The organism is Saccharothrix sp. DSM 118769, from assembly GCF_052936295.1.
The window spans coordinates 3,266,618-3,292,507 of sequence record NZ_CP193627.1 but is presented as its reverse complement, the minus strand read 5'-3'; the positions used below and the strand labels follow the sequence as shown (position 1 = coordinate 3,292,507).

General features: G+C 74.0%; 24 protein-coding genes. 9 read left to right on the top strand and 15 right to left on the bottom strand.

Annotated elements, in window-relative coordinates; all coding sequences use genetic code 11:
• Positions 1 to 11 precede the first annotated feature (11 nt).
• The gene (locus ACRAKJ_RS14775; RefSeq protein WP_438926347.1) at positions 12 to 2,639 is read left to right on the top strand and encodes a tetratricopeptide repeat protein; all 2,628 of its coding nucleotides are present in this window, start codon (positions 12 to 14) and stop codon (positions 2,637 to 2,639) included.
• 81 nt (positions 2,640 to 2,720) lie between these two features.
• Here ACRAKJ_RS14775 and ACRAKJ_RS14770 read toward each other — a convergent pair whose 3' ends face one another.
• The gene (locus tag ACRAKJ_RS14770) at positions 2,721 to 4,859 is read right to left on the bottom strand and encodes an MMPL family transporter (protein ID WP_438926346.1); all 2,139 of its coding nucleotides are present in this window, start codon (positions 4,857 to 4,859) and stop codon (positions 2,721 to 2,723) included.
• A 770-nt stretch (positions 4,860 to 5,629) separates the two neighbouring features.
• Between ACRAKJ_RS14770 and ACRAKJ_RS14765 the strand changes: the two genes are divergently transcribed.
• Positions 5,630 to 7,153 carry a non-reducing end alpha-L-arabinofuranosidase family hydrolase gene (locus ACRAKJ_RS14765; RefSeq protein ID WP_447008982.1) on the top strand — a complete coding sequence of 508 codons (1,524 nt, stop codon included), beginning with the start codon at positions 5,630 to 5,632 and terminating at the stop codon, positions 7,151 to 7,153.
• Between the two features lie 117 nt (positions 7,154 to 7,270).
• Here ACRAKJ_RS14765 and ACRAKJ_RS14760 read toward each other — a convergent pair whose 3' ends face one another.
• The 3 genes from ACRAKJ_RS14760 to ACRAKJ_RS14750 form a co-directional block, all read right to left on the bottom strand.
• On the bottom strand, positions 7,271 to 8,092 hold the full coding sequence (locus ACRAKJ_RS14760; RefSeq protein WP_438926948.1) for a DUF2382 domain-containing protein: 822 nt from the start codon (positions 8,090 to 8,092) through the stop codon (positions 7,271 to 7,273).
• Positions 8,093 to 8,521: 429 nt separating this feature from the next.
• Positions 8,522 to 9,673 carry an acyl-CoA dehydrogenase family protein gene (locus ACRAKJ_RS14755; RefSeq protein WP_438926949.1) on the bottom strand — a complete coding sequence of 384 codons (1,152 nt, stop codon included), beginning with the start codon at positions 9,671 to 9,673 and terminating at the stop codon, positions 8,522 to 8,524.
• Between the two features lie 216 nt (positions 9,674 to 9,889).
• A complete protein-coding gene (locus ACRAKJ_RS14750; protein WP_438926950.1) occupies positions 9,890 to 11,041 on the bottom strand; it encodes a hypothetical protein in 1,152 nt (383 codons plus the stop codon).
• A 437-nt stretch (positions 11,042 to 11,478) separates the two neighbouring features.
• Between ACRAKJ_RS14750 and ACRAKJ_RS14745 the strand changes: the two genes are divergently transcribed.
• Positions 11,479 to 12,210, top strand: coding sequence for an alpha/beta hydrolase (locus ACRAKJ_RS14745; protein ID WP_438926951.1), 732 nt, complete (start codon positions 11,479 to 11,481; stop codon positions 12,208 to 12,210).
• 153 nt (positions 12,211 to 12,363) lie between these two features.
• Here ACRAKJ_RS14745 and ACRAKJ_RS14740 read toward each other — a convergent pair whose 3' ends face one another.
• Positions 12,364 to 13,047 (bottom strand): hypothetical protein, encoded by a 684-nt coding sequence (locus ACRAKJ_RS14740; protein ID WP_438926173.1) that lies wholly within the window; start codon positions 13,045 to 13,047, stop codon positions 12,364 to 12,366.
• Positions 13,048 to 13,052: 5 nt separating this feature from the next.
• On the bottom strand, positions 13,053 to 14,822 hold the full coding sequence (locus tag ACRAKJ_RS14735; RefSeq protein WP_438926174.1) for a hypothetical protein: 1,770 nt from the start codon (positions 14,820 to 14,822) through the stop codon (positions 13,053 to 13,055).
• A 276-nt stretch (positions 14,823 to 15,098) separates the two neighbouring features.
• On the opposite strand from ACRAKJ_RS14735, the gene ACRAKJ_RS14730 reads away from it, so the two are divergent.
• From ACRAKJ_RS14730 to ACRAKJ_RS14715, 4 genes are all read left to right on the top strand, one after another.
• The gene (locus ACRAKJ_RS14730) at positions 15,099 to 17,846 is read left to right on the top strand and encodes a PKD domain-containing protein (RefSeq protein WP_438926175.1); all 2,748 of its coding nucleotides are present in this window, start codon (positions 15,099 to 15,101) and stop codon (positions 17,844 to 17,846) included.
• A 48-nt stretch (positions 17,847 to 17,894) separates the two neighbouring features.
• The gene (locus tag ACRAKJ_RS14725) at positions 17,895 to 18,104 is read left to right on the top strand and encodes a hypothetical protein (RefSeq protein ID WP_447008981.1); all 210 of its coding nucleotides are present in this window, start codon (positions 17,895 to 17,897) and stop codon (positions 18,102 to 18,104) included.
• 23 nt (positions 18,105 to 18,127) lie between these two features.
• Positions 18,128 to 18,610, top strand: a complete 483-nt coding sequence (locus ACRAKJ_RS14720) for a ricin-type beta-trefoil lectin domain protein (protein ID WP_438926177.1) — start codon at positions 18,128 to 18,130, stop codon at positions 18,608 to 18,610.
• 69 nt (positions 18,611 to 18,679) lie between these two features.
• Positions 18,680 to 20,188, top strand: a complete 1,509-nt coding sequence (locus tag ACRAKJ_RS14715) for an amidohydrolase family protein (RefSeq protein ID WP_438926178.1) — start codon at positions 18,680 to 18,682, stop codon at positions 20,186 to 20,188.
• 71 nt (positions 20,189 to 20,259) lie between these two features.
• On the opposite strand, the gene ACRAKJ_RS14710 is transcribed toward ACRAKJ_RS14715, so the two are convergent.
• The 5 genes from ACRAKJ_RS14710 to ACRAKJ_RS14690 form a co-directional block, all read right to left on the bottom strand.
• Positions 20,260 to 20,487: a hypothetical protein gene (locus ACRAKJ_RS14710; RefSeq protein ID WP_438926179.1), complete on the bottom strand. Its 228-nt coding sequence runs from the start codon at positions 20,485 to 20,487 to the stop codon at positions 20,260 to 20,262.
• Positions 20,488 to 20,677: 190 nt separating this feature from the next.
• Complete coding sequence (locus ACRAKJ_RS14705) at positions 20,678 to 21,178, bottom strand: hypothetical protein (RefSeq protein ID WP_438926180.1); 501 nt, start codon at positions 21,176 to 21,178, stop codon at positions 20,678 to 20,680.
• 47 nt (positions 21,179 to 21,225) lie between these two features.
• A complete protein-coding gene (locus ACRAKJ_RS14700; RefSeq protein WP_438926181.1) occupies positions 21,226 to 21,375 on the bottom strand; it encodes a hypothetical protein in 150 nt (49 codons plus the stop codon).
• A gap of 335 nt (positions 21,376 to 21,710) precedes the next feature.
• The gene (locus ACRAKJ_RS14695; RefSeq protein WP_438926182.1) at positions 21,711 to 22,019 is read right to left on the bottom strand and encodes a DUF3140 domain-containing protein; all 309 of its coding nucleotides are present in this window, start codon (positions 22,017 to 22,019) and stop codon (positions 21,711 to 21,713) included.
• Positions 22,016 to 22,231 carry an HVA1 family protein gene (locus tag ACRAKJ_RS14690; RefSeq protein ID WP_438926183.1) on the bottom strand — a complete coding sequence of 72 codons (216 nt, stop codon included), beginning with the start codon at positions 22,229 to 22,231 and terminating at the stop codon, positions 22,016 to 22,018. Before ACRAKJ_RS14690 ends, ACRAKJ_RS14695 begins: the two co-directional genes overlap by 4 nt.
• 195 nt (positions 22,232 to 22,426) lie before the next feature.
• On the opposite strand from ACRAKJ_RS14690, the gene ACRAKJ_RS14685 reads away from it, so the two are divergent.
• A complete protein-coding gene (locus tag ACRAKJ_RS14685; RefSeq protein ID WP_447008980.1) occupies positions 22,427 to 22,804 on the top strand; it encodes an STAS domain-containing protein in 378 nt (125 codons plus the stop codon).
• A gap of 58 nt (positions 22,805 to 22,862) precedes the next feature.
• Here the strand turns inward: ACRAKJ_RS14685 and ACRAKJ_RS14680 are convergent, their stop codons facing one another.
• The 3 genes from ACRAKJ_RS14680 to ACRAKJ_RS14670 form a co-directional block, all read right to left on the bottom strand.
• Positions 22,863 to 23,117, bottom strand: coding sequence for a hypothetical protein (locus tag ACRAKJ_RS14680; RefSeq protein WP_438926184.1), 255 nt, complete (start codon positions 23,115 to 23,117; stop codon positions 22,863 to 22,865).
• Complete coding sequence (locus tag ACRAKJ_RS14675; RefSeq protein ID WP_438926185.1) at positions 23,114 to 23,755, bottom strand: TNT domain-containing protein; 642 nt, start codon at positions 23,753 to 23,755, stop codon at positions 23,114 to 23,116. The genes ACRAKJ_RS14680 and ACRAKJ_RS14675 overlap by 4 nt, the downstream gene beginning before the upstream one ends.
• Before the next feature lie 201 nt (positions 23,756 to 23,956).
• Entirely contained in the window at positions 23,957 to 24,331 is a 375-nt protein-coding gene (locus tag ACRAKJ_RS14670; RefSeq protein ID WP_438926186.1) for a helix-turn-helix domain-containing protein, read from the bottom strand.
• Here ACRAKJ_RS14670 and ACRAKJ_RS14665 point away from each other — a divergent pair.
• Complete coding sequence (locus tag ACRAKJ_RS14665) at positions 24,296 to 24,748, top strand: hypothetical protein (RefSeq protein ID WP_438926187.1); 453 nt, start codon at positions 24,296 to 24,298, stop codon at positions 24,746 to 24,748. The two genes, ACRAKJ_RS14670 and ACRAKJ_RS14665, sit on opposite strands and share 36 nt — an antisense overlap.
• Before the next feature lie 36 nt (positions 24,749 to 24,784).
• On the opposite strand, the gene mrf is transcribed toward ACRAKJ_RS14665, so the two are convergent.
• Positions 24,785 to 25,879, bottom strand: a complete 1,095-nt coding sequence (gene mrf / locus ACRAKJ_RS14660) for a ribosome hibernation factor-recruiting GTPase MRF (protein ID WP_438926188.1) — start codon at positions 25,877 to 25,879, stop codon at positions 24,785 to 24,787.
• Positions 25,880 to 25,890 lie beyond the last annotated feature (11 nt).

The following is a 25,890-nucleotide window of genomic DNA, read 5'->3' as shown; positions in this document are numbered from 1 at the left end:
GAGGGAGCGTCGTGGAAGGCGGAGCGCGTTACGACGACGAGGACGGCGACGACCACGTCACCAACCACCTGGAACTGGGCTGCGGCAACGTCGTGCAGGCAGGGGTCGTGCACGGTGGTGTCCACTTCCACACCACAGCGGTGACGCCGCAGTCCCCGACCGCGCCGGCACCCGACCGGACAGCGGGCGATCACGACGTCCGCGCACCGATGTCCGGCGGGGAGTCCTCCGCTCCGCCTCGGCACGCGGTGTGCGGTCTCGCCCCGTGCGCCACCGCGAACGGCACACCGCTGGTGCCGAAGAGCCTGCCGCGCGACCTCGCCGACTTCACCGGTCGCGAACACGAACTCCGCCGGCTGTTCGCCGCCGTCGAACGAGCCGCGGGCGACGGGGCCACCGCCGTCGCCATCCACGCCATCGACGGCATGCCCGGCGTGGGCAAGACGACCCTGGGCGTCCACGCCGCCCACGTCCTCGCCCCGAAGTACCCCGACGGCACGCTGTTCCTCAACCTCTGGGGACACACACCGCGGCAGGAACCCCGCGATCCCCTCGACGCCCTGCACGCCCTGATGGTGGACATCGGCGTACGACCCGACGTCCTCGCCCGGCACAGCACCCTCGACGACCGCACCCGCCTGTGGCGCGGTCTGGTCGCGGATCGCCGGCTCCTGATCCTGCTCGACGATGCCGCCGACCACCACCAGGTCACCCCTCTGCTCCCCGGTACCAGGGGAAGCCTGGTTCTCATCACCAGCCGCAACCGCCTCCCGGAACTCGACGGCGTCCACCCCCTCACCCTCGACGTCCTCCCGCCCGCCGACGCCGCCCACATGCTGCTGCGCCTGGCCCTGCGAACACCCGATCCCGCCGAAGCCGAGCACGTGGCCCGGCTGGTCGAGCTGTGCGGACGGCTGCCGTTGGCGATCGCCATCACCGCGTCCCAGCTCCGCACCCACCCCACCTGGTCCGTCCGCCGGCTCGCGGACATCGTCGCCGCCCAACTCACCCAGGACACCGGGAAACTCGGCGAGCTCGACCACGGCGACCGTTCCGTCGAAGCCGCCTTCGACACCTCCTTCCACGACCTGCCGGCGGACCTGCGCTCGATGTTCGCGCTCCTCGGCGTCCACCACGGTCCCGAGATCGACGCCCCCGCCGCCGCGGCGCTCGTCGGGACCACACCCACGCGCGCCCGCCGCGCACTCGACGCCCTGCACCTCCGACACCTCGTCCAGGAGACCGCTCCCGGGCGCTACCGCCTGCACGACCTGCTCCGCGCCTACGCCCACACCCGTGCCACCCGCCTGGACCTCGGGCACCGAGGACAAGCCACCACCAGGGCCCTCGACTACTACCTGCACACCGCGCACACCGCCACCCGACTCCTGCCCGCACGCCGCACGCGCAGCACGCCGGTCACCCCCACCGCTCCGGCACACCCCACCGCGATCACGACCACGGACCACGCCGTCGACTGGCTGACCACCGAACTGCCCACCCTCGTCACCGCCGTCGAGCACACCCACACCACGCACCCCACCCACACCCTGTGCCTGTCCACCACCCTCTACCCGTACTTCCGCGCGGTCGGGCACTGGCACCACGCCTGCGCCATGCTGCGCACCGCCCACGCCACCGCCGCGCGAACCGGCGACCTGCGCGCCCGAGCCGCCGTGCTGAACGACCTCGGCTACGTGTACCGCAGACAGGGCGACCTGGACGCCGCGGCAGCCGCCCAGACGCACGCTCTCGAACTCCACACCCGAAACGGAGACCCGGTCGGGCAGGCCGCCACGCTCACCGACCTCGGCTACGTGCACCTGTTGCGGGGCGAGCTGGACGCGGCGGCCGACACTTCGAGGCGCGCGGTGGACCTGTACGCCCGCAGCGACGACCCGTCGGCCCACGCCAACGCGCTCAACAACCTCGGCCGGGTGCACCTGCTGCGGGAGGAGGCGGACGAGGCGGCCGACACCCTGATGCGGGCGCTCGACCTGTACCGCCGCAGCGAGGACCCGCTGTCGCAGGCCAACGCGTTGAACAACCTCGGTTACGTGCACCTGCTGCGAGGCGCATCGGCTCAGGCGGTGGACGCGCAAGCACGGGCATTGGACCTGCACACCCGCAGGGGCGATCTGCTGGGGCAGGCGAACGCGCACCTGGGCCTCGGCATCGCCCACCACCGACAACACGAACCCGGCCCTGCCCGTGCCCACCTCAGCCGTGCCCTGCACCTCTTCACGAGTGGCCAGGACGTCGACGGCCAAGCCGAAACCCACAACGCCCTCGGTGACCTCGCCCTCGACCACCCCGAAAGCGGAGCCGCCCGCACCCACTACACCACCGCACTCGACCTCGCCCGCACGTGCGGAACCAAACTCCACGAAGCCAACGCCCTCGTCGGCGAAGCCCGTTGCCTCCACCGCGCCGGTGACAGCCGGCACGCCATCACCCGCCTGCACGAAGCACTTGTCGTCCAACGCGCGGTGAACAGCCCGCACGCAGCCCGGACCACCCGCCTCCTCGCCGCCCTCGACCCCGAACGACCACGTGGACTTGCTTCGGCGCCACATCGGTGCGAAAGACCAACTCGCTCGTCCCCTCCCGGGTGCAGCCCGGGCTGTGCAGGCCGGTGATCGGGTCGCCGGTGTGCGCGGAAAGCGCGGTGGGCGCAGCCCAGGACGCAGCCGGCGCAGCCCCGGAACACCCGCTCCCCGTCAGGCGGGTTCGCCGGCGCGCACCTTCGCGCGGCCCGGCGTCCACCAGTTCAGGTCACCGAGCAGCGCCATCGTGGCCGGGACGAGGAGGCACCGGACCACGGTCGCGTCCACCGCGATCGCGACCGCCAGGCCGACGCCGAACATCTTGATCGTCGGGTCGTCGTTGGGCACGAACGCGAGGAAGACCCCCACCATGATCGCCGCCGCCGCGGTGATCACGCCGCCGGTGCCGACCAGGCCCTCGCGCACCGACCGCAGGTTGTCCCCGGTCAGGCGGAAACGGCGCCGGACTTCGCTGAGCAGGAACACCTCGTAGTCCATCGACAGGCCGAACAGCAGGGCGAACAGCACGAGCGGCACGAAGCTCGGGATGGGCACCGGGCCGGAGAGCCCGATCCACGTCGCGCCCCAGCCCCAAGTGAACACCGCCGTCAGGACGCCGTAGGCCGCACCGATCGACACCAGGTCCACCACCGCCGCCTTGAGGGCGAGCAGCGGCGCCCGGAAGGCGAGCAGCAGCACCACGACCGACAGCAGCAGCACGACCCCGATGACGAGCGGCAGCCTCTCGGTCACCCGGTCCGCGAGGTCCACCCGGGCGGCGACGTTGCCGCCGACGTGCACGCCCACGCCCGGCACGGACAGGTCGCGCAGGCGGTGGACCAGGTCCGCCGTCGCCGGGTCACCGCCAGGGGTCGAGGCGATCACCTGGACCGTGACGAGCCGCCCGTCCCCGGCCGGTGTCGCCGGCCCGACGGCGGCCACCCCCGGCTGGGCCCGCACCGCCGCCACGAGCGAGGACGACCGGGGGTCACCCGGATCGGCGACCGGTGTCGACAACCGGCCGAGCACCGTGATCGGCGTGCCCGCGCCCGGCCCGAACGCGGCCGACACGGCGTCGTTCGCCTGGCGGACGGCGGTCGACTCGGGCGACGACCCGGCGTCGAGCTGACCGAGCCGCAGGTCCACCGCCGGCAGGGCCAGCAGGACCAGCAGCACGAGCGCCACCCCACCCGCCGGCCAGGGCCGGCGCGTCACCCGGTCGGCCCCGCGAGCCCAGGTACCCCCGGAACCGGCGAGTCGGACCACCCGCTCGTGCAGCGCCCCGCCACGAGCGAGCCGCGCCCCGACGAACGAGGTCAGCGCGGGGAGCAGGGTCAGCGCGGCGAGCACGGCGAACGCCACCGCGACCCCGCACGTCCAGGCGAGCGTCTGCAGCAACGGCACGCCGGTCAGCCCCAGGCCCGCGAGCGCCACCGCGACCGTGACACCGGCGAAGGCCACCGCCGCACCGGCGTCACCGGCCGCGCGCTCGACGGCCTCCGGCACCGCGAGGCCCGACCGCGCCAGCGCGCGGAACCGGCTGAGCAGGAACAACGAGTAGTCGATACCGACGCCGAGGCCGATCATGAGCGCCAGGGTCGCCGCCTGGGCGGGCATCGGGGTCAGGTTCCCGGCGAGCCCCACCACCTCCAGCGTCGCGAGTACCGACAGCGCCGAGGTCAGCAGCGCCGGCAGCGCGCCGACGAGGCCGCCGAGCGCGAGGAACAGCACCAGGGCGGCCAGGGCCAGGCCGAAGTACTCGTCGCCGGTGCTGCCCGAACCGTCGACGGCCTGGGCGAACGCCCCGCCGGGCAGCACCCGCAGGCCGGCGTCGGCGGCGGGCCGGGCGGCGTCGGTGACGGCGAGCGCCACCGCCCTGGTCAGCTCCGCCCGCCGGACGTCCAACCCCACCGTGAACCAGCCCGTGCGCCCGTCCCCGGACAGCGACCCGGCCCGGACCGAGGGCGCTTCCACCGAGGTCACGTGCCCGACCGCGCGCAGCGAGGCCGCCGTCGCCGCCAGCACCCCGGCGCGGGCCTCGTCGTCCAACCGCCCGTTCGGGGCCACCAGGACCACGGTCCCGGCGGTGAGCGGGGCCGCCGACGACGCGGTCAGGTCCCGCACGAGCTGGGCGTCGGTGCCCGGCAGGCTCACGTCGTTGTCCGTGGGCGTGCCGATCAGCCTCGCGCCCGCCACCGAAGTCAGCACCAGCAGCACCCACGCGCCGACCACGACGAACCGGTGCCGGACGCAGGCCCGGCCCACCGCCGCGACGACGCGCGCCACCCGACCGTCGTGCGGCACGCCGTTCATCGGTCCCCCAGCGGCCCTCACCGCGACGGGAGGGCGTGTTCGGCGAATCCGGTGGGTCGCACCGGTGGCGGCCGAACCTAACAGACGCACCGGAACCGCTCCGGGACAACGGTGGAGACGGGCTCGACCCCTGCGGTTCACCGGATAAATCCACAGTGGACCGATCACCTGGAAGAACGTTCCACCACCGGCCATCGGGAGCTAAAAATGTTAGCGCTAACTTTAGCTGCGCGGACCATTCACACGTGAGGAAGCCAGCTCAGAACCCTGTTACAGCCGCACTTGGGAGCGTTCCCTTACGCCGGTTCGGCCTTTTGGACCAATCCGTCGACCAATTTCCGAACAGCTTCTTGTGAACGTGAACACAGACCTGTAACACTCCTGTTCGGCACGTTCGGGCAGACCTCCCACCGCGTCCGCCGCCGCGCGGGGCCCGAAGTCCGGACATGCCGGGTGCGAGGCCGATGTCGGCGTCGCGCCCGCCGGTCCACACCGCCGCGCGGTGCCCGGCAGTCCTGCCCGCCACCGCCCGGGAACCCGGGTGGACCCCGGAGAGTGTGGAAGATGGAACTGACACCGAGGTCAGTGTCACGAGCGGCGCTCGCGTCGACGGTCCCGACGGCCCCGCCCGGGACCACCGACCGGCAGTGGCGACCCCTGCGCGTCGGCTGACCCGTCCTCACCGCGCTTCCGTCCCCACAGCGCACCCGCCCCACAGCGCACCCGTCCCACAGCGCACCGTCCCCACCTCGACGAAGAGGAGTACGTCCATGGTCCGGTCAGGTCACCACCCACCCACCACCGTCCCACGCGTCCGCGGGCATCGCCTGGCCGGTGTCGTCGCCGTCGTCGCCGTGCTGCTCGGCGGGCTGCTGGCGGCGCTCGGCGCGACTCCCGCGTCGGCCGCCACGGTGGACACGACCGCGTGGTACGTGCTGGTCAACCGCACCAGCGGCAAGGCGCTCGACGTCTACAACCTCGCCACCAACGACGGCGCCCGCATCACCCAGTGGACCCGCAACGACGGCAACCAGCAGCAGTGGCAGTTCGTCGACTCCGGCGGCGGCTACTACCGCCTCAAGTCACGCCACTCCGGCAAGGTCCTCGACGTCCACAACTTCTCCACCGCAGACGGCGGCAACATCGTCCAGTGGGCCGACGGCAACGGCACCAACCAGCAGTTCCGCCTCGCCGACTCCGACAACGGCCACGTCCGCCTCATCAACCGCAACAGCAACAAGGCCGTCGAAGTCCAAGGCGCCTCCACCGCCGACGGCGCCAACATCGTCCAGTACAGCGACTGGGGCGGCGCCAACCAGCAGTGGCAACTCGTCCGCATCGGCGGCGGCGGCCCGACCACCACCACGACCACCAGCCAACCGGGCGGGTGCTCCCTGCCGTCGACGTACCGCTGGACCTCGACGGGCTCGCTGGCGAACCCGCGGTCGGGGTGGGTCTCGCTCAAGGACTTCACCTACGTGCCGTACAACGGCAAGCACCTGGTCTACGCCACGACCCACGACACCGGGACGTCCTGGGGGTCGATGAACTTCGGGCTCTTCAGCAACTGGTCCGACATGGCCTCGGCGCCCCAGCAGGCCATGAACATCAGCACCGTGGCGCCCACGCTGTTCTACTTCGCCCCGAGGAACATCTGGGTGCTCGCCTACCAGTGGGGCGGGACCGCGTTCAGCTACCGGACGTCGAGCGACCCCACCAACCCGAACGGGTGGTCGGCGCAGCAGGTGCTCTCCACGGCGAGCATCACCGGCTCCGGCACGGGCCCCATCGACCAGACGATCATCGGTGACGGCCAGAACATGTACCTGTTCTTCGCCGGTGACAACGGCAAGATCTACCGCCAGGTCATGCCGATCGGGAACTTCCCGAGCAGCTTCGGCTCGTCCTACACCACGATCATGAGCGACACGACCAACAACCTGTTCGAGGCGGTCGAGGTCTACAAGGTCCAGGGCCAGAACCAGTACCTGATGATCGTCGAGGCGATCGGGACCAACGGGCGCTACTTCCGCTCGTTCACGTCCAGCAGCCTCGGCGGTTCGTGGACGCCGCAGGCCGCCACCGAGGGCAACCCCTTCGCGGGCAAGGCCAACAGCGGTGCCACCTGGACCAACGACATCAGCCACGGTGACCTGGTCCGCGCCAACCCCGACCAGACCAAGACCATCGACCCCTGCAACCTCCAGCTGCTCTACCAGGGGCGCAGCCCCAGCTCCGGCGGCGACTACGGCAAGCTGCCCTACCGACCGGGCGTGCTGACGCTCCAGCGCTGACCACCCGGCACGGTTCGACCACGACGGGGCCGGCGCCCCACCCCTCAGCGGGTGGGGCGCCGGCCCTCGACGTGCCGGGTGCCCTCGACGTGCCGGGCGCCGGATCGGTCGTCCTCGTCAGCCCCGGTGGCGGTCCCGGTCGACGGCGCCCTCGGTGTCGATGCGCTCCTTGCGCACCTGGCCCGAGACGGTCCGCTGGTCGGTCACCTGCTCCTTGGCCAGGCGCACCCGCTCCACCGGCTCGGCCTGGGTGTCGACCACCGGCCGCTCCTCGTGCAGCGTCACCTCGTGCTCGGCCTCGCTGATGGCCGGGCCGGAGAACGCCTCGCCGCGGTTGGCGTCGGTGATCGGCTCCCGCTCGACGCGGACCTCCTCGCGCCGCACGGGCACCTCGACCTGCTCGGTCTCGGTGACCACGTACTTGCGCAGCCGCGCCCGGCCCGCCTCGTGCTGCTCGGTGCCCACCCGCAGGTGCTCCTCCGAGCGGGTCATCGCGTTGTCGGTGTCGCGGCCTGCGTGGCCCGCGTGCTCGGCGTGGCCCGCGTGCTCGGCGCGGTCACGGGTGGTCGACGCGGTGCCGCCGTAGCCGGCGCTGCCGGTGCTGTCGTTGCCGGTGCTGTCGTTGCCGGTGGCGTAGTGGCGGTACAGGCGCTGCACCTCGGTGGCGTCGAGGCCGCCGTCCGGGTCCACGCTGGGCGCGTCCTTGACCTGCTCCTTGGTGCAGGTGGTGCGCAGGTCGCCGTCCGGCCCCTCGCTCAGCCCCCGCACCGGCAGGAACGACTGGCGCAGGCCGAAGAGGCCCGTCCTGACCGACACCCAGGCGGGCTGGTCGTCGCCGTCGGTGGCCCAGACCTGCTCCACGCTGCCGATCTTGTCGCCGGACCGGTCGCGGACGTCGCGGCCGTACCAGTGGCTGATGCGCTCCATGGTCGAAGTCATGTGTGGTTCCGTCTTTCCTTCCCCCGCGCAGCCGCGTTCGCGGACCGCTGGTGCGGGTCGAGTGCAGTCGGTTGCTCGCAGCACCCGTGCCGGGGCACGGGTGGCCCTGGAGATGACGGGGAGGACCTGTCGCGGCCCTCAGACCCGTAACGCGACCGGCGACGGCCGGTCGCGTCGGCACGTTCCGCGCCCGGAGGGGTGGTGGCCCGCCGAGCGCCGGGCGGTCGGGACACCCCGCCCGGGGGCGGTGGCGTCGAACACCGGGAACAACACCGCGGATCACCTCCTCCTCGTTTGTCGAGCGCCTCTGGCGTGCTGGCCAACGGTTACCCGAGCACGAAGGATGAACACACCTTCGGGTGGAATTTCCGGGTATGACTTGCCGTGCCCGCACGACCGCGATCCGTCATCCCCTTTGAGCGCCCGGCGTCAGAGCAGCAACGGCGTGCTCGGCTCGACACCGCACAGCGCGCGGCCGTGGTGCTCGATGCCGGTGGTGGGGGTCATGATCGCGTGCGTGGCCAGCGCCTGGACGTCCCGGGCGATCCGCTGGATGGGCAGTGCCGTGGCGATGCCCGACGCGCCCGAGGTCAGGCGCAGCGTCTCGACCGCCTCGGTGCAGAGCCTCGTCGCGTAGGCCACCCGGCCCCACACCTCCGCCTTGTCCTCGACGCCGCACGGCACGCCCGCGGCGATGCGCTCGTCCAGCAGGGCAGCCGCCCGGTCGGCGAGCAGGCGGGCGGAGTCGATCTTCAGCCTGGTCTCGGCGACCTGGTGGTGGGTGATCGCGGCGTCGCGGTGGTGGGTGTGGCCCGTGTAGGCGATCGGGCCGCGGCGCGGGAGGCGCTCCAGGTACAGCTCGTACGCGGCCTCCGCCATCCCGAGGAACGCCGCGACGGCGCTGGTCAGCAGGTAGGTGAGCGCGGGGTGGCGGTGGACGGGCGAGTCCGGGTGGCGCTCGCCGCGGTGGTCCTGGTCGAGCAGCAGCGCCGTCGGCACCGCGTGCCGGTGCGGGACGAAGACGTCCTGCCCGGACACGGTGTTGCTGCCGGTCCCCTCCATGCCGCTGACGCGCCAGTCGTCCTCGATCACCAGGTCGCGCGCGGGGATGACGAAGTGCGTCGGGGCGCCGCCCTCGACCACGGCGGGCTGGAACAGGTAGGAGGCGTCCAGGCAGCCGCTGTTGAACGGCCAGCGGCCGGACACGGAGTAGCCGCCGTCGACCGGCACCGCCCGTCCGGGCAGGGCCAGGGTGGTGCAGTGGAACGCCAGGCGGTCCGCGAAGACCTCGTCCTGCACGTCGTCGGGGAGCTTCGCGAGCAGGAAGACGGAGTCCAGGTAGATGGCCGTGACCCAGGCGGTGGAACCGCAGCCCCGGGCGACCTCGGTGAGGGCCGCGAGCTTCGTGCGCACGTCGCACCCGACGCCGCCGAAGCGCCGGGGCAGGGCCACGTGGAAGATCCCCGTCTCGCGCAGCGCGTCGAGGTTCTCGCGGGGGACGCGGCGGTCGGCGGCGCAGCGCGCGGCGTTGGCCCGGAGCAGGGGGACGAGGTCGCGCACCCGGTCGACGAGATCGGGCATGGTGTCCTCCAGTGCTCGTGACCCGGACGTCCGTCCGGGGCCACTGTGCCACAGGAGATCATCGGGAACGGCCGTGCGCGGCGCACGGCACCCGAACGGTCCCGTCCACCACCCGTGCGGCGGTCACCGCCACCGGCCGGCGCGTCACCGGACGGTTGACTCCTCTGTGGACGGTCCGCGCGGCCCGGTGGTCGACCGGACCGCGCGGGGCGGTGGTCAGGGCATGCGGGCCGCGATGGCGGCGGCGAGGGGTTCGAGGCGGGCGCGCATGTCGGCCGGGGTCCAGTCCGCGGTGCCGTTGGTGAGCCCGCAGTCGACGCGGACCCGGTGGAACCCGCGCGTGAACTCCAGGGTGAAGGCGGAGGCGGCGACCCCGAAGACCGCGCCGTCGCCGACACCGGGGACGTCCACCGCGCCCGCGATGTCGCGGCGGTCCTCCGCCAGCGCCGCCCGCGCCGCCGCGGCGTCGGGGTGCTGGGTGACCGCGACCTTGGGCGACATGCCCCCGTCCAGGTAGGTGGTGCCCGCGGGTGCCGGCCGGTCGCGGTCGAGCTGGGCGGTGGTCCGCCTGCACGTGCTGGTGATCGACCCCACCAGCGCCGTGTTGTAGGTGCGGTCCACGTTGGTGGGGTCGACGACGTGGTCGACCGCGTCCTGGAAGTCCGCGCCGGTGAACACGGTGCAGGCGTCGGTCACGACCCGCCGGCCGCCTTCGCTCAGCTCGCCGAGGTCGGCGGGCGCGCTGGGCCCGGTGCCCACACCCTTGACGACGGCGTCGACCAGCCCGGTGAGCGTGGCGTCGGGGATGGGCGGCTTCTTGTTGCTCCACACGAGGTTCAGCCGGAAGCGCGTGTTGCGGACCTGGCCGAAGACCTCCGCGCCACCGTCCTCGTCCTTCACGACGGCGTTCCCGACGCCCGGCAGCGACCGGCCCTGCTGGAGGGGCTTCTCCTTCGCGGGCCCCTCCTCGGCGTACTGCTCCAACTCCAGCGACAGGCTGCGGAACACCGCCTTCTCGTGGTCGACCGGCCTGATGTCGCAGAGCGACCGCACCAGGAAGGGCCGCGGCGACGCCGGGTCGGCGGTGGGCAGGGGGTCGGCGAAGGACTCCTGCACCAGCAGGCCGTCGTCGCCGGTCGGCCCGATCCGGGCGGTCGTGCTCGACGGGTCGAGGAGGCCGCAGGCGTTGACGTACTCGAACCGGCCGATGCAGTAGTCGCCCGCGCACCCGGCGTCCCCGGCCGCCTCGCCGTTCCGGCCGCCGCCCGGGGAGCCGTTGCCCTGGGACCCGCCGCCCCGGGTCGACCAGACCACGACACCGGCGGCCAGGACCAGGAGCAGGACCAGCGCCAGGAGCACCCACACCACCCCGCTCCTGCGCCGCGGGGGCGGGGGCGGTCCGCCGTGCGCCGGTCCGCCGGGGTGGGCGGGCCAGGGCTGCGGTGCGGGCCAGGGCTGCGGTGCGTGACCGGGCTGCGGGCCCCCCGGTCCCCCGGGCCCCTGCGGGTACGGCGGTGGTGACGACATGCCCGGCACTGGATCACACCCGTTCTCCCAGGTGGACAGGTGCGGTTCCGCCGGTCCACGAACTCCGGCGACTTCGACGCCCCGGACCGCTCCCGGGTTCCACCGCGAAAAACCGGTGGCGGCCCACCGCGGCCGCTGCTACCTTCCCGACGCCGTGCTGGAGACCGAGGAGGTGGTACCCGTGAACATGTCGACGTGGGTGCTCCCCCCTGGGGTCACGGTCGGGCGGTAGGTCGTCCGGGAGCGCCGTTCACCGAGCACTCCCGAAGGGCACGACCATGCGTTTCACCTCCGAACAGCACCTCGACGACGGTGTCGTCGAGCGCGAGTTCACCCTCGGCGACATCCCCGGCGTCCTGTGGACGCCCCGGGCCGCGCCGGCACCGACCCCGTTGGTCCTGCTCGGCCACCCCGGCGGGCTGCGCAGGATGCACCCCCGCCTGGTGGCCCGCGCCCGGCACGCCGCGGCGGCGGGCTTCGCCTCGGCCACCATCGAGCTGCCCTGGGCCGGTGACCGGCCCCCTTCCGCCGACCTCGAACAGGCCCGCGCCGACCTGGTCCGGGCGCTGGAGGCCCGCGAGCCGGTCGGTGACGACGTGGTCGACCGGCTGGTCCTCCCGCTGGTCGACCGGGCGGTCCCGGAGTGGCGGGCGGCCCTGGACGCCCTCCTCGCGCTGCCCGGCATCGGCGGCCCGGTCGGGTACTCGGGAGGGGTGATCGCCATCGGCACCCGGCTGGCGGTGGTCGAGCCGCGCATCTCGGCCGCCGTGCTGTTCGCCGGGAGCTTCGTGCCCCGCGTGACGTTCGAGGAGGCCCGGCGGGTCACCGTCCCGCTGCTGGTCCTGCTCCAGTGGGACGACGAGGGGAACGACCGGCGGATGGCCCTGGACCTGTTCGACGCCTTCGGCTCGGCGGAGAAGACGCTGCACGCCAACACGGGCGGGCACACCGGCGTCCCGGCGTTCGAGGGGGACGACGCGAACCGGTTCTTCGCCCGGCACCTGAGGTGAGGCCGGAGCGGGCCCTGGCCGACAGTCCCTGACGTCGGGACTCCGCTGAACCCCGCGCGGGACGAGCACCCGTGCCGGCGCGGGGCAACGCCGGTCGCACCGCGTCGCGACGCGGTGCGACCGGGGTGGCCGGGCGGGGTCGCGCCTCGTTCCTCAGCGGGCGGCGGCGCGGTCCGCCTCCTGGCGCACGAGCGGGTTGGGGTGGTCGGTGAGCCCGGCGAGCGCGGTGCGCGATTCGGGCAGCCGGAGCGCGACCAGGGTGTCCAGGGCCGTCTCCAGCTCGTTCGACGTGGCCTCCCGCCACCGGCCGCGCAGCACCTCCACGAGGGCGGCGATCTCGGCTTCGAGGGCCTCCTCGTCGTGGTGGACGGTCACCCGCAGCTCGGCGGTGACCTCGGGCGCCCCGCTCAGCGCGAACGCCTCCCCGGGGCGCGCGGCGAGCGGCAGGGCCCGGCGGCAGCTCAGCACGAGCGTCCCGCTCGCGCCCGGCTCGACCAGCTCGCGGGCCCGTTCCAGCCGCGCGAACCGGTTGACCAGGAGGCGCAGCTCGTACGGCTCGCCCGGTCGGACGACGACCACGCCGGACGGGCCGCCCAGGGCCGGCGCCGTCGCCGGGTCGGGCAGCTCCACCCCGTCGAGGACGGCGCGCAGCCCCACGTGCGCCGGTCGGCCGCCGCCGCGGTCCGTCCCGGTCAGCAGGTGCAGGTCCGAGGTCAGGGCCTCGACCGACCAGACGACGACGCACGCCCCGCCGGCGGGCGGGTCGGGGGTGGCGACCCGGAACCCGGACCGGACCCGGGGGCCGTCCGGGGGCCGCTGCGCGCCGTGCTCCGGCATCCCCGTCACCGGAACCTGATGCGCCTGGTCGCGGTCCGCGCCGGCAGCACGTGGTCGTTGGCGGTCACGGTCACCACGCCGGTGAAGCCGACCGGCGGGGTGACCGTCGCGGTGTGGACGTTGCCCGCGACCGCGGGCGGGCCGACCACGGCCCCGTTGTCGGCGACGAAGTCGACCACGCGGCCCGCCGGGCTCGCGGTCACCGACACGGTGGCGACGCCGACGCCCGCCGCGACGGACCTCGGGGCCGTCATGCCGCGCAGCGCCACGGGCAGGACGCGCACGACGCCGTCCGCCCTGCGGTGGGGGAAGGCGGTGTCGGCGACGCGCAGCCGCACCCGGCCGGCGGTGGTGGTCGCGGTGAGCACGGCGGGTGAGCCGACCGGGTTGGCCGCGGCGCCGGCGGTGATCGCCGCGCTGCCGCCCCCGGACAGCACCGACCAGTCCACCTGACGGCCCGGGACGGTGGTGGCGACGGTGGCGTTGGTGGTCGAGACGCCGTCGGCGGCGACGGGCGCGGCGGTGACCCCGGACAGGACGACGAGCGGCGGTCCCGCGTACGGGTCGTTCATCGGCGGGGCCGCCGCGCCGGGGAAGAACTGCTCGGTGCGGAACACGTGACCGCCGCCGGACCTGAGCAGCGTGCGCCGGTGGGTGCCGGTGGCCGACGCGGTGGTGGCGAACGTGCCCGTCCACGACATCCAGAAGAACTGCTGGCGGTACAGGATCAGCCGGGGCGGGTGCGGCACGCCGGGGCCCTCGAACGCGTTGACGTCGATCGTGGTGGGCGTGGTGTTCTGATCGGTCCAGTTGTCGGCCGGCGCGGAGAACGCGAGCGACGGCGCGCCCGCGCCCGCCATCGGCGCGCCGAAGGCGAAGTCGTCCCGGACCTGGGTGATGATCTCGGCGATCGGCCGGCTGCCGGCCCCGGAGGGGTCGCTCGCGCCGAACAGCACGGTGTTCCAGCCGCCGTACTGCCCCGGCATCGCGGTGGTCTGCGCCCCGAACCCGCTGACCCTGGTGGGCACGCTGTTGATCGTCAGCGGCGCTTCGGTGAAGGTCCGGGTGGCGGTGTCGGTGACGCGGACGCGCTGGGTGCCCGTGCCGGCGCGGGGGTGGACGACCGTGCCGGCCACCGCGGCGCCCGGTCTGCCGGGCGTCGTCAACGCCACGGCGCGCCCGGCGGGCGCGGTCGTGACCGCCGCGGTGGCGGTGTTGCCGGTGACGCCGTCGCGGTTGGGGTCGGCCGTGGCGGCCGGCGGCACGGCGTTGCCGATGGCCGTGGCGAAGGAGGCGCCGAAGGCCGGCGCCGGGGTGAACGCGACGCCGGTGACCTCGACCAGCAGCACCGGCGTGGACACGACGGGCGCGGCCCCGCCGACCGAGCAGGTGACGGTGAAGTTCGCGCCGCCGATCGCCGCGCCCGCCACGGGCGCCGGTGTCCGCACCTGTGCCCGCTTGCCCGAGGGGTGGATCGTCACGCCGGGGGGCGCGCCCGCCAGCGCCCAGGTCAGCGGTGCCGACGAACCGGTCACGGTGGCCCGCACGCCCAGGTCGCGGCCCACGCCCACCTCGGCCGCCGCCGGGGTCACCGCGGTGACCGTCGGCGGGCCGACCCGCTGGAGGCCGACCCGCTGGAGGACCGCCCGCGCGACCGCCGCGTTCCCGGCGGCGCGTTGCAGGGCGAGCAGCGGCGGCAGGACGCGGTGGCGCGCCCCGCCGGTGCCGCGCTCGTCCCGGAGGCGGTTCTCGCGTTCCACCCGGTGTGGTGCCACCGGCACTCCCTCCGCAGCGCGCACCCGTCCACGACCGTGCCCGCCCGTCGTGGAGGCCGCAAGCCCATCATCGCCCCGCGCCCGCGGTCCGGACACGGCCGCCGGGGCGGGATGCGCCGCCCGTTCGGGCAGGCCCGCGGCCCGGACCCCCGGCACGGCGCCCGACCCCACCGACCGGAGCAGCAGGGTGAGCCGGATGAGGAAACCCGGTCACAGCCGGCGACGATTCGCGGTAGGAATACCGAGCCGTCCGCCGTGCGCCCCCGAGGAGACACCGTGCGCTTGTCGACCACCGCCGCGGCCGCGGCACTCGCGGTCCTCGCCGGGGTGGTGCCGGTGCCGGTGGCGCACGCCGCGGCCACCACGCTGCACGTGCGCGACACCGCGACGTGCACCGACGACGGCGACGGCAGCGCGACCACGCCGTTCTGCACGGTGCAGGCGGCGGCCGACGTGGTCGGCCCCGGCCAGGTCGTCGACATCACCGGCACGCACGACGAGAGCGTGACCATCACCCGGTCCGGGACCGCCGACGCGCCGATCGTGTTCACCGGCGGAACCGTGCGGCGCCCGGCGGGCGGCACCGCGCCGACGATCACCGTGCGCGGGGCGCACGACGTGGCGCTGCGCGGCACGACCGTCCAGGGCGCCACCGCCACCCACGCCGTCGTGGTCGACGACGCCGACCGGGTGACGCTCGACCGCGCCTCGCTGCGCCCGGACGCGGACCCCTACGGCGGCGCCGACTCGGTGCGCATCACCGGCGGGTCCACGGAGGTCACGGTCAGCCGCACGGACTTCGGCACGCGCGGGCGGGCCGTGCACGCCGCCGGCGGCTCCGGCGTCACGGTCACCGGGAACAGGATCACCTCGCTGGGCAACCACGGCGTGGTCGCCGAGGGCGTCGACGCCCTCGCCGTCACCAACAACGACTTCGACGAGTCGTGCCACCGCGCGGTCGTGGTCACCGGCGCGACCACCGGCTCCTCGATCCAGAACAACGTCGTCTCGGACGTGCTGTCCGCCTCGGTCAGCAGCTACTGCCCGCGAGGACCGGTGCACGCGATCGAGGTCGACGGCGCGGCGGCCCCCGGGGTCACGCTCGACTACAACACCGTGTTGCCGCACCTCAACGCGTACCGCTGGGCGGGGACCGCCCACCAGACCCCCACCGCCCTGCACGCCGCCACCGGGCAGGGCGCCCACGACCTGCAGGCGCGCACCGACGACAGCACCGCGGCCGTCGACTCCGGCAACGCCGCCGCGCCGGGCGTGCTCGACCAGGCCGTCAACGGCCCCCGGGTGGACAACCCGCAGGTGCCCGACACCGGGACGGGCCCCGTCCCCTACCTCGACCGCGGCGCGCGGGAGCAGCAGGACCAGATCGTCAGCGAGTCCCTCGCGACGTCCGCGTCGCAGGCGCCGGTCGGCGGCGTGGTCACCGTCGGCGGCACCCTCCGCTCCCTGTGGGGGGCGCCCTTCACCTGCGCGATCGACTTCGGGGACGGCACGACGACGACGGTGTCGCCGTGCTCGGCGACCCACGCCTACCGCGCGACCGGCACCTACACCGTCAAGGTGACCGCGACCAGCGAGTCCCTGCTGACCACCGACAGGTCCTGGCCGGTCAAGGTCGTGCCCGCGGGCGGGACGCTGAACCCCACCCTGGCCGCGACCACGCACGGTGGCATGACGGCCAGGTTCGCGGTGGACCCCGGCGGTGACCCGTGGAACATCACCCGCACCACGTTCGACTTCGGCGACGGCGACACCGCGGCCGTCCCCCACGGCGTGGCCCAGCACCGGTACGACAGCCCCGGCACCTACCGGGTCCGGGCCACCACCACCGACGCCGGCGGCGCCACCGCGACGACGACGACCAGCTTCACCACGCTCGGCTCGGGGTACGTCGAGCACGGACCGACCCGGTTCCTGGACACCAGGAGCGGGATCGGCGCCCCGGCCCGGAAGGTCGCGCCGTACAGCACCCTGCGGCTCGCGATCGGCGGCCGCCACGGGGTTCCGGCGGACGTGACGGCGGTGTCCGTGAACCTCACCGTCACCAACGCGACGGCCGACGGGCACCTCACCGCCCACCCCGCCGGGCAGGCCAGGCCCACCGCGTCCGCGGTGGACTTCCGGGCCGGCGGGACCGTGCCCGGCCTGGCGACCGTCGCCGTCGGCGGCGGCCACCTCGACCTGCACAACGCCAGTCCGGGCACCGTCGACCTGATCGCCGACGTCTCCGGCTACTTCACCAGGACCGCGGAGACCGACGGCTTCACCCCGGTCCACCCGAACCGGCTGCTCGACACGCGCACCGGTCACGGGATGCCGTTCCCCCGGTCCATCGCCGCCGGCGAGGCGTTCACCCAGCGGGTCGCCGGCCACTACACCGGCGGTGTCCCCCGCTACGCGGGCGCGGCACTGCTCAACATCACGGTGGTCAACCCGAGCGCACCGGGCCACCTGACGGCCTTCCCCAGCGGCACGGGCGCCCCGCAGACCTCCAACCTCAACTACGCGGCGGGCCAGGTCGTCACGAACGCGGCGATCGTGCCCATCAGCGCCGACGGGCACATCACCTTCTCCGCGAACGCGGCCGTGGACCTCGTCGTCGACGTGGTCGGCTACTTCGCCCCGGGCGGCGACAGCTTCCTCCTGCCCGTGTCACCGCTCCGCGCGGTCGACACCCGCACCGCCGTCGGCGGTCCCGCCGGCGCGCTGCCGGGCAGGTCGACCACCGAGTACACCCTCGGTCTCGGCGCCCCGCCGCTCGACTTCGGCCCCACCGCGGTGATGTTCAACGCGAAGGTCGTCAACCCCCGGCGCGAAGGCCACCTCACCGCCTACCACCCGCACCCGTTCGAGCTCCGGCCGAACGCCTCCACGCTGAACTTCGCCGCCGGTGCCGTGACCAACAACCTCGCCGTCACCGAGGACGTGACGGCGGCGTTCCACAACGGGAGCGACGGCGACCTCGACCTCGTGGTCGACGTGACCGGCTACTTCTACGAGAACTGACGGGAGCGGCGGCCGGCTCACGTTCGGCCGGGTGGCGGCGCGAACGGAGTGGAATTCCTCGGCGACCGCCGGAAAACAACGCGGGGCGCACAACTCCACGGTGCGTGGATACCCGCGGTAATCGGCATGGACGCCGCCTGCGTGGGCGATCCGTCGATGCCGGTCGTCGGGAACCGCGCGGAAACACTCTTCTGCCGATTGACGCGCACCACCGCCGAACAGGATGCTGAACGGGAATTCACCGGGAAATCATTATGAGATCACGAGGAATGGAGGCGGTCGTGACCGGGCGATTATCGCGATTGTTGTCGGTGGTCCTGCTCATCGGTTCCGGGCTCGTGGGCGGCGCCGGGATCGGGGGCGCGGAGGCCGTCCCGGTCCCCGTGGTGTTCGAGAACGCCGGGTCGGACGAGCGCTGCCTCGACGTCACCTCCTACGCCGGCGGCACCCCCGCGACGCTGTACGGCTGCTACGGCGGTGTCAGCCAGACCTGGGTGCGGGAGGACAACGGCACCATCAGCAACCTCGGGTCGGGGCGCGCCATGTGCCTGGACGTGAGCTCCTACGCCGACAACTCCCCCGTGCACCTGTACCCGTGCTACAACGCGGCCAGCCAGCAGTGGACCGTGACCGCGAGCAACAAGGTCCGCAACGTCGGCGGCGGTGGCGGCATCTGCCTGGACGTCCAGTCCTACGCCGACTACTCTCCCGCCCTGATCTTCCCGTGCCAGGTCACGCAGAGCCAGGTGTGGTCCCCGTGGTGACCCTTGAAGGGTGAACCCGCGGTACCGGTCGAGCACCCGGTGAGGTGACGCGAGGTGGTCGTACGGGGTGTGGCGACTCGCCGCGAGTTCCTCGCCTGGTTGGCCGGCGGCACGTTCGGCGCGGTCGGCGCGGTCGCGGGGGCCGTGCCCGCCGCCGCGGGCACCGGGATCACGGTGCTCACCGGCGCGACGCTGATCGACGGGACCGGCTCGCCGCCGGCACCGGACACCGTGCTGGTCCTGGCCGGCGAGGAGGTCATCGCCGTCGGCCGGCACCCCGCGCGGCCCCGGGGCGTGCGGGTGGTCGACCTCGGCGGCCGGTTCGTGATCCCGGGCTTGTGGGACGTGCACACGCACGGGGCGTGGCTGGTGGACACGTTCCTGCCGCTGCACGTCGCGAACGGGGTCACCGGCATCCGCGACATGGGTGGTCCCGGTGCGCGGTTCGCGATCCGGGACGCGGTGGACCGGGGTGAGCTGCTCGGCCCGCGGATGGTGCTGGCGAGCCACCTGGTCGACGGCCCCCTGTCCCCGTGGGCCGGTCTCGGCGACGGGGTGGTCGAGGTGCGCACCGAGGCGGAGGCCCGCGCGGCGGTGGTCGGGGCCGTGCGGCAGCGCGCCGACTTCGTCAAGGTCTACTCGCACCTGTTCCCCGGCCCGTACGCCGCCGCGGCGGCCGAGGCGGCGCGGCTCGGCATCGCCTTCGCCGGGCACGTGCCGATGCAGGTGTCGGCCCAGGACGCGGTCAGGCGCGGTCAGCACACCGTGGAGCACCTGTACACCATGGCGCTGTCCACGTCGTCGCGCAGGCACGAGCTGCTCGACCGGATGCGGACCGCGTTCGCCGGCGCCGAGGACGCCGGGTTGTGGGCCCGGACGTCGGCGGAGCTGGAGCACGAAGCGCTGGCCACGCACGACCCGGCGGTCGCCGCTTCGCTGTACCGGTCGATGCGGCGGGCGGGGACGTGGCAGTGCCCGACGCTGGGCGTGGAGCGGACGTTCCTCGAAGCGGCGGAGACCCTGGCCGACCCGAGGCTGCGGGACCTGCTGGAGCGCTACGTCCACCCGAGCACGCGGGCTCAGTGGTCGGCGCAGGTGACGGCCGTGCGCGACCGGCCGCCGGCCGAGACCGCCAGGGCACGCGCGGTGTTCGGGGCGAAGGTCCGGATGGTCGGCGAACTCGACCGGGCCGGTGTGGGCGTCGTGGCCGGCACGGACAGCTGGATACCGTTCAGGTTCCCGGGTTTCTCGCTGCACGACGAGCTGGCGCAGCTCGTCGCCGCGGGCTTGTCACCGATGCGCGCGCTCCAGTCGGCGACGCGGGACGCGGCGCGGTGCCTCGGCCGGCAGGACCGGTCGGGCACGGTCGCCCCGGGCAAGCCGGCCGACCTGGTGGTCCTGGACGCCGACCCGCTCGCCGACATCGGCAACGTGCGCCGGGTCCACTCCGTGGTGCACCGCGGCCGGTACATCACCCCGGCCGAACGGACCCGCCTGCTCGCCGACGCGGAAGCGGCCGCGCAGCACGACCCGCCGGAGCGGTCGGCCGTCCCGGCGACACCGCGGTGCTGCTCCTGAGCCCGGTCGGGGCGTTCCCGCACCCCGCCTCACCACCGGACGGGCTCACGCGGTGGGGTGCCCCGCCGCGATCACCGGCTCGTGGCGTCCGCCAGCACCAGCAGCAGCGACAGCCCCAGCTGGGCCGCGCCGATCGGCGCCCCGGCCAGGGCCGTCCAGTCCAGGCGGTACTCGCGGTCCCTGGCCACGGACAGCACCCCGCAGGTCACCGCCGCCGCGGCGACCACCGCGCCGCCCACCGGGAACAACCAGCTCAGCAGCGCCAGGCCCAGTGAGACCGGCCCCCACCAGGCAGCCATCCCCGGCCGATCGCCCGCAGGCAGGTAACGCACCCTGGCCCTCCCCCTCGCCGCCGCACCCGGTCCACGACCGATTGTGGCGCAGAAGCGGCCCCCACCGCGTGCCGGTCCGCTCCTCCGCGTCCCTCGGCGTCCCTCGGCGTCGCGACCGCCCGGCGGAGAACCCCTCGGGCCATCGCGCGGGCGGGTGTCACTTCTCGGCGTCGCGCAGCGCCGTGTCGACCGTTCCCGGCGAGCCCGCGACCACCGCGGCCAACTCGGCGCACCGCGCCTGGTCGCCCTTGCCCTCGCTGCACGGCATGAACTCGGTGAACGCGTCCATCGCCCGGTCCAGCTCGACCTCGACCGGCCGGTACCGGACCTGGTCGAGCTGTGCGGCCAGGACCACGTTCAGCTCGGCCCACGCGTTGAACACGCGGCTCAGGTAGAGGGCACACGATATGTCCCGGGACGCCGGCCCGGCGCAGTCCGCCGGGCCGGTCGACAGGTCGTGGATGCGCGGACCCCACTCGCCGACCAGACCCGCGGGCGCCTGCACCGTGACCGTCGCCGGGGCGGGCGACGCGGAGGTCGTGCTCGTGGTCGGCGTCGTGGTCGACGTCGTGGAGGAGGGGAAAGCGGGGGTGAAAGTCACGCTGCACCCGGTGAGCGGCAGCAGCAGAGCGGCGAGAACACGAACCGGAGTCCTCATGTGGGAGTCTCGTCGCCCGGACACCCGCCGTTACCGCGCCGCCGGGCTCAACCGGACGGCGTGACCCGCGACCACGCGCCGAACCACTGCTCCGCGCCGTACGCCTCGAACCGCTCCACCTCGGTGAACCCCGGCTTCGCCGCGAGGCGCACCGCGCGCTCGTTCGCGACCTGGGTGCAGACCACCCACCTGCTCACCGGGAAGCGCGTCGGCGAACCAGCCCAGCGCCGCCGAGCACGCCTCGACGGCGTACCCACGTCCCCAAGCCCGCGGCAGGAACAGGTAGCCGAGCCATGCCTCCCCCGCGTCCGGGGCGAGCGGGCCCGGGACGGCGCGGGTCGCGCCGGTCGAACGTGACCATGCCGATCATCGCCCCGTCGAGGTCGACGACGAAGAAACCGGGCGGGCGGCCAGGCGACGGGTCCCAGCTCGATCACGCCGGGCAACCTGTCGCACCCCCACCACCCCACCCGACCCCACCACCGCCGGCGGCCGACCGCCGGGAAGGGCCCACGAGGCGGACTCGGCGGCGTCAGTCCTTCAGGGGGTCGTGTCCCCAGTTCATCAGGGAGTAGCGCCACTTCGTGTGCTCGACGTCCCCGTTCGGGCGCTGCGCTAGGTGGCGGTGGACGTAGCCGACGACCTTGCGCATGTGCGCCTGGTCGTCGTCGGTCAGCTCGCCCTTCTTCTTCCGCAGCAGCTCGACGATGCGCCTGCCGGACTCGTGCCCGACCGACTCGCCGCCGTCGGACTGGCCGACCGACTTCGACTCGTCGGTGTCCAGCCACCGCTCCAGCTGGGTCGCCGTCATGTTCACGGCCTCGTCGAACTCGCCGCTCACGAGTCCTCCTCCAGCGCGCCCGGCTTGTGCACCGCGTCCTTGCCGCTCTTGTCGCTGCGCACGCGGTACTGCGGGTCGTCCTCCGACGCGCGGACCTTCCGGCCCGCTGCCTCGGTGTCCTCGGTGATCTTCTCGACCACCTCGCCGTGCACGGTCTGCCCGTGGCTGGACCAGGTGACCTCGTCACCCTTCTTGAAGTTCTCCTCGGCCATGACCGAAGTCTGTGCCGTCGCACCGCGCCGCGCACGACGGCCGCGCGCCGAACGCGCGCTCACCACGCCAGGTTCACCCGGCGGAGTGGTCGACGATCACCGCGGGTGGTCCGGCCGGCGACGTGTAAGCGGCACCGGAACGGGTAAGACCTCCCCCGACATCACCGGTGCGGTGAGGACGGAGGCGGTTCGTCAGTGGTGGCGGTGGAGTCGGTCGCGGTGGGTGACGTCCAGGTGGTCCGGGTCACCGGTGAGATCGACCTGGGTTCGAGGGACCTGGTGTGGTCGGAACTCCTGCTCTGGCTCGACAGCGCGGAATCCGGCCTCGTGGCGGACCTGACCGGCGTGACCTTCATGGCCGCGGCGGGCGTGCACCTGCTGGCGGAGGTGGCCGGGCACGCCGAGCGCCGCGGCGTCGGGTTCGCCCTGGTGGCCGAGCACAGCACCGTGCTGTCCCCGCTCCGCCTCACCAAGGTGGACTCCACGATCGCCATCCACCCCGACGTCGACCGCGCGGTCGCGGCGCTGCGGCACACCGTGACGTGGCAGGAGGCGGGTCGGCGGAACGGTTGACGGCGCGGGGCCCGGCGGGGCAGCGCCGGGCCCCGCGCTCGTCGTGGCCGCGTCGGGGCTACGCCTCGGTCAGCCGCCGGTGGAAGGCGGCGGTCGCCTCACCCTCGGTGTCGTACTCCTCGAACGGGTCGTACTCGCCTCGCTCGTACACACCGACCTGCCAGCGGTCACCGCGCTCGCGCAGGAAGTAGAAGTCCGTGGGCGGCACGGCGCCGAACTCGCGCACCCCCTCGACCTCGTACATCGCACGGGGGACGCCCGCGCGGTCCAGCGCCTCGACCAGCGCGACCCGGTCCACGACGGTCCCGGTCACCCGACGACGCCGAGGTAGCCGTTCGCGACCAGCCACGCGACGTTGCGGCGCTGCGGCGGGTCGACCGGTGACACGACCTTGTACTGCGTCCCGCCCCCCGGCTGCCCGAACCACTTCGCCGCGGTCCCGCTGAGCACCGGGAACTCCTTCAGGATCTTGTACCGGTAGTAGCCGTACGGCATCCAGGTGCCCTTCTCGTACTCGCAGGTGTTGAGGCTCTGCGGCGGCAGCGAGCGCTGCGCGAACGGCGTGCCCGTCGGGCTCAGGAACCTGCCGGACTGCCCGCCGAAGCGGTCCAGGAACTGGCCCGGCTGGAGCACCACGGTCGTCGGCGTGCCGGCGAAACCGTCGTTCGCCGGGTACTTCCAGCCCTTGTCGCCCCAGTACGTGTTGAGGAACGTCACCGGGTTCTGCGCGTCGCCGAACCGCTCGTACCCGTTCAGCAGCTTACCCACCACGTGGGACGGCGGGGGCAGGTCCTTCGGTCCGAACCGTTCATCGTTGAGGTAGAACGGCTCCTTGCACACCACCGGCGCGGCCGGTGCCGGCGGGGCGGCGTGCGCGGCCGGCGCGGCCACCAGGCCGAGGGCCGTGGAGAGCAGGACGAGGAACGAGATCAAGCGCTTTCCCGGGGTCATGACATTCCCTTCGCGGGTGGCCGTCACGGCAACGCGTCGCGTCGCCCGGTTCGTGCCTACCACAGGACGGACGCGCGGGAGATTCCGTTGGGAACAAAGCACTCGACAGTGGCACCCGTGCTCCACGGTGGTGCAAGTGGACGGCTGCGCTCCGGTCGACGTGCGGTGTCACCACGGCGCTGTACGGCCGCTGCGGCGGGATCAGCCGCAGCGGCGGAAGGCGCCCGGGGTGTGGCCGAACGAGCGGCGGAAGGCGTCGATGAAGGCGCTGGCCGACGACCAGCCGCAGCGGTGCGCCACCGCGGTCACGGGCACGTCGTCGGCCGGCATGCGCAGGGCGTGGTAGAGGCGCAACTGGGTTCGCCACTGCGGGAAGGTCATGCCGAGGTCGGCCGGGTCTGCGTGCAGCGCGGAGCGGAGCGCGCGGGGGTCGCGGGGTGTCGGGAGCTGGACGGCCCGGCGCGGCGAGGCGCGCAGCTGGTCGAGGAGCACGGCGCGCAGCCGGCGCCGTTCCGGGCCGTCCTCGGCCGGGTCGCGGGCGTGGGCGACGATCAGCTTTCGCAGCAGCGGGTTCACCGCGAGCACCGTCGGCTCGCGCAGCCCCAGCGGGTCGGTCCGCGCGGGCAGGCCGACGAGGCGCAGGTCGACCCGACCGCGCCGGCCGTCGCCGGGGTCGTGCTCGTCCCCGGACCGGCGCTCCTGCTGTTCACGGCCGCCTGCGCGATCGGCCTGTCCGTGCCGTTCTCGCCGCACATCACCCTCGGGCAGGACTACCTGCCCCGTCACCCCGGCACGGCGGGCGGGGTGACGCTCGGGCTCGCGGTGAGCGTCGGCGGCGTCGCCGGGCCGTTGATCGGCGGCCTGGCCGACGCGACCTCCCCCCAGGGCGCCCTGGCCCCGCTGGTCGCGCTGCCCGGTCCGGGGTGGTTCGCCGTCCGCCCGCTGCGCGAACCCGTCCGGCTGGAGCACGACGCCGGGGCGGGGCCGGCCTGACGCCGCACGGGGTCCCGGGCGGTCACCGGGGCCGCTTCACAGCTCCTCCATCTCGTCGTGCCACTCGGCGAACGGGTCGACGAACTCCAGCTCGTCGGCGAGTTCCAGCTCCTCGTCGGTCACCAGCGCCTCGTGCAGCGCCGCCGTGATCGCCTCCGGCGACGCGGAGGCCGTGATGACCACCAGCTCCTGCGACCGGTCGCCGAAGCGGGGGTCCCACACCGCCGAGGCGACCGCCCGGCGTTCGGCGGGCACGTCGGACCAGTCGTCGACGGCCGCGAGCCACGGGCCGAGGTTGCCGACGTTCAGGCCACCGCCGGCGGACTCCAGCCACAGCGCGACCTCGGGCTGGCTGGCGACCCAGACCCGGCCGCGGGTGCGCACGACGCCGTCGAGCAGGACGTCGATGGCCTGGTGCAGCCGCACGGGGTGGAACGGGCGGCGTTCGGTGAAGTGCACGACGGCCGCGCCGTGGGCCGGTTCCAGCGGCGGCTGCCCGTGCAGCAGCACGCCGAAGCCGTCGTCGAACCCGCCCCGGCGCGCGTCGGCCGGGATCGAGGCCAGCAGTCCGGCCACGTCGAGCACGCGCCGGTCGCGGCGCGGCGCGCGCGGGTTGAGCCGGTCCAGCACGGCGTCCAGCACCGGGTCGGCCCCGACGCCGGTCACCACCAGGGCGTCGGCGAACTCGGCCTGCCCCACGACGACCTGCGCCACGGTCCGCTCGTCACCCGCCGCGGCGGCCAGGCCGCGATCGGCCAGCGCGTCCTCACCCGTGGCGTCGGCCAGCCAGGTGGCCCGGTCCACCACGGTGAGCACCGCCTCCACGCGCACGTCCACCTCACGCAGGGCGAAGCACACGGCCTCCGGCTCCAGCGCCGGGTCCAGGTGGACCACGACCCGGCCGCCCAGCCGCTCCAGCAGCGGCAGCAGGTCCAGGCGCAGGGTGCAGGAGACGCAGCCGTGCGCGAGTTCCAGCACGGTCAGCTCACCGTCCACCCAGCGGCGCACCACGCCCTCGGCGAGGCCGCGCAGGTCGTGGCGCACCAGCACCGATCCCGGCAGGGCGCGCCACACCTCCTCGGCGACGTCGTGCTGCGCGAGTCCGGCCACCAGTACGACCTCTGTTCCCATGTGGGTTAGCC

Excerpts from the sequence above, each read along its gene's own strand:
- ACRAKJ_RS14675 (WP_438926185.1), bottom strand. The coding sequence starts at position 23,755 with ATGACCCCGGGAAAGCGCTTGATCTCGTTCCTCGTCCTGCTCTCCACG.
- ACRAKJ_RS14740 (WP_438926173.1), bottom strand. The coding sequence starts at position 13,047 with ATGCCGGAGCACGGCGCGCAGCGGCCCCCGGACGGCCCCCGGGTCCGG.
- mrf (WP_438926188.1), bottom strand. The coding sequence starts at position 25,879 with ATGGGAACAGAGGTCGTACTGGTGGCCGGACTCGCGCAGCACGACGTC.
- ACRAKJ_RS14760 (WP_438926948.1), bottom strand. The coding sequence starts at position 8,092 with ATGACTTCGACCATGGAGCGCATCAGCCACTGGTACGGCCGCGACGTC.
- ACRAKJ_RS14765 (WP_447008982.1), top strand. The coding sequence starts at position 5,630 with ATGGTCCGGTCAGGTCACCACCCACCCACCACCGTCCCACGCGTCCGC.
- ACRAKJ_RS14710 (WP_438926179.1), bottom strand. The coding sequence starts at position 20,487 with ATGGCTGCCTGGTGGGGGCCGGTCTCACTGGGCCTGGCGCTGCTGAGC.
- ACRAKJ_RS14690 (WP_438926183.1), bottom strand. The coding sequence starts at position 22,231 with ATGGCCGAGGAGAACTTCAAGAAGGGTGACGAGGTCACCTGGTCCAGC.
- ACRAKJ_RS14745 (WP_438926951.1), top strand. The coding sequence starts at position 11,479 with ATGCGTTTCACCTCCGAACAGCACCTCGACGACGGTGTCGTCGAGCGC.
- ACRAKJ_RS14705 (WP_438926180.1), bottom strand. The coding sequence starts at position 21,178 with ATGAGGACTCCGGTTCGTGTTCTCGCCGCTCTGCTGCTGCCGCTCACC.
- ACRAKJ_RS14770 (WP_438926346.1), bottom strand. The coding sequence starts at position 4,859 with ATGAACGGCGTGCCGCACGACGGTCGGGTGGCGCGCGTCGTCGCGGCG.
- ACRAKJ_RS14755 (WP_438926949.1), bottom strand. The coding sequence starts at position 9,673 with ATGCCCGATCTCGTCGACCGGGTGCGCGACCTCGTCCCCCTGCTCCGG.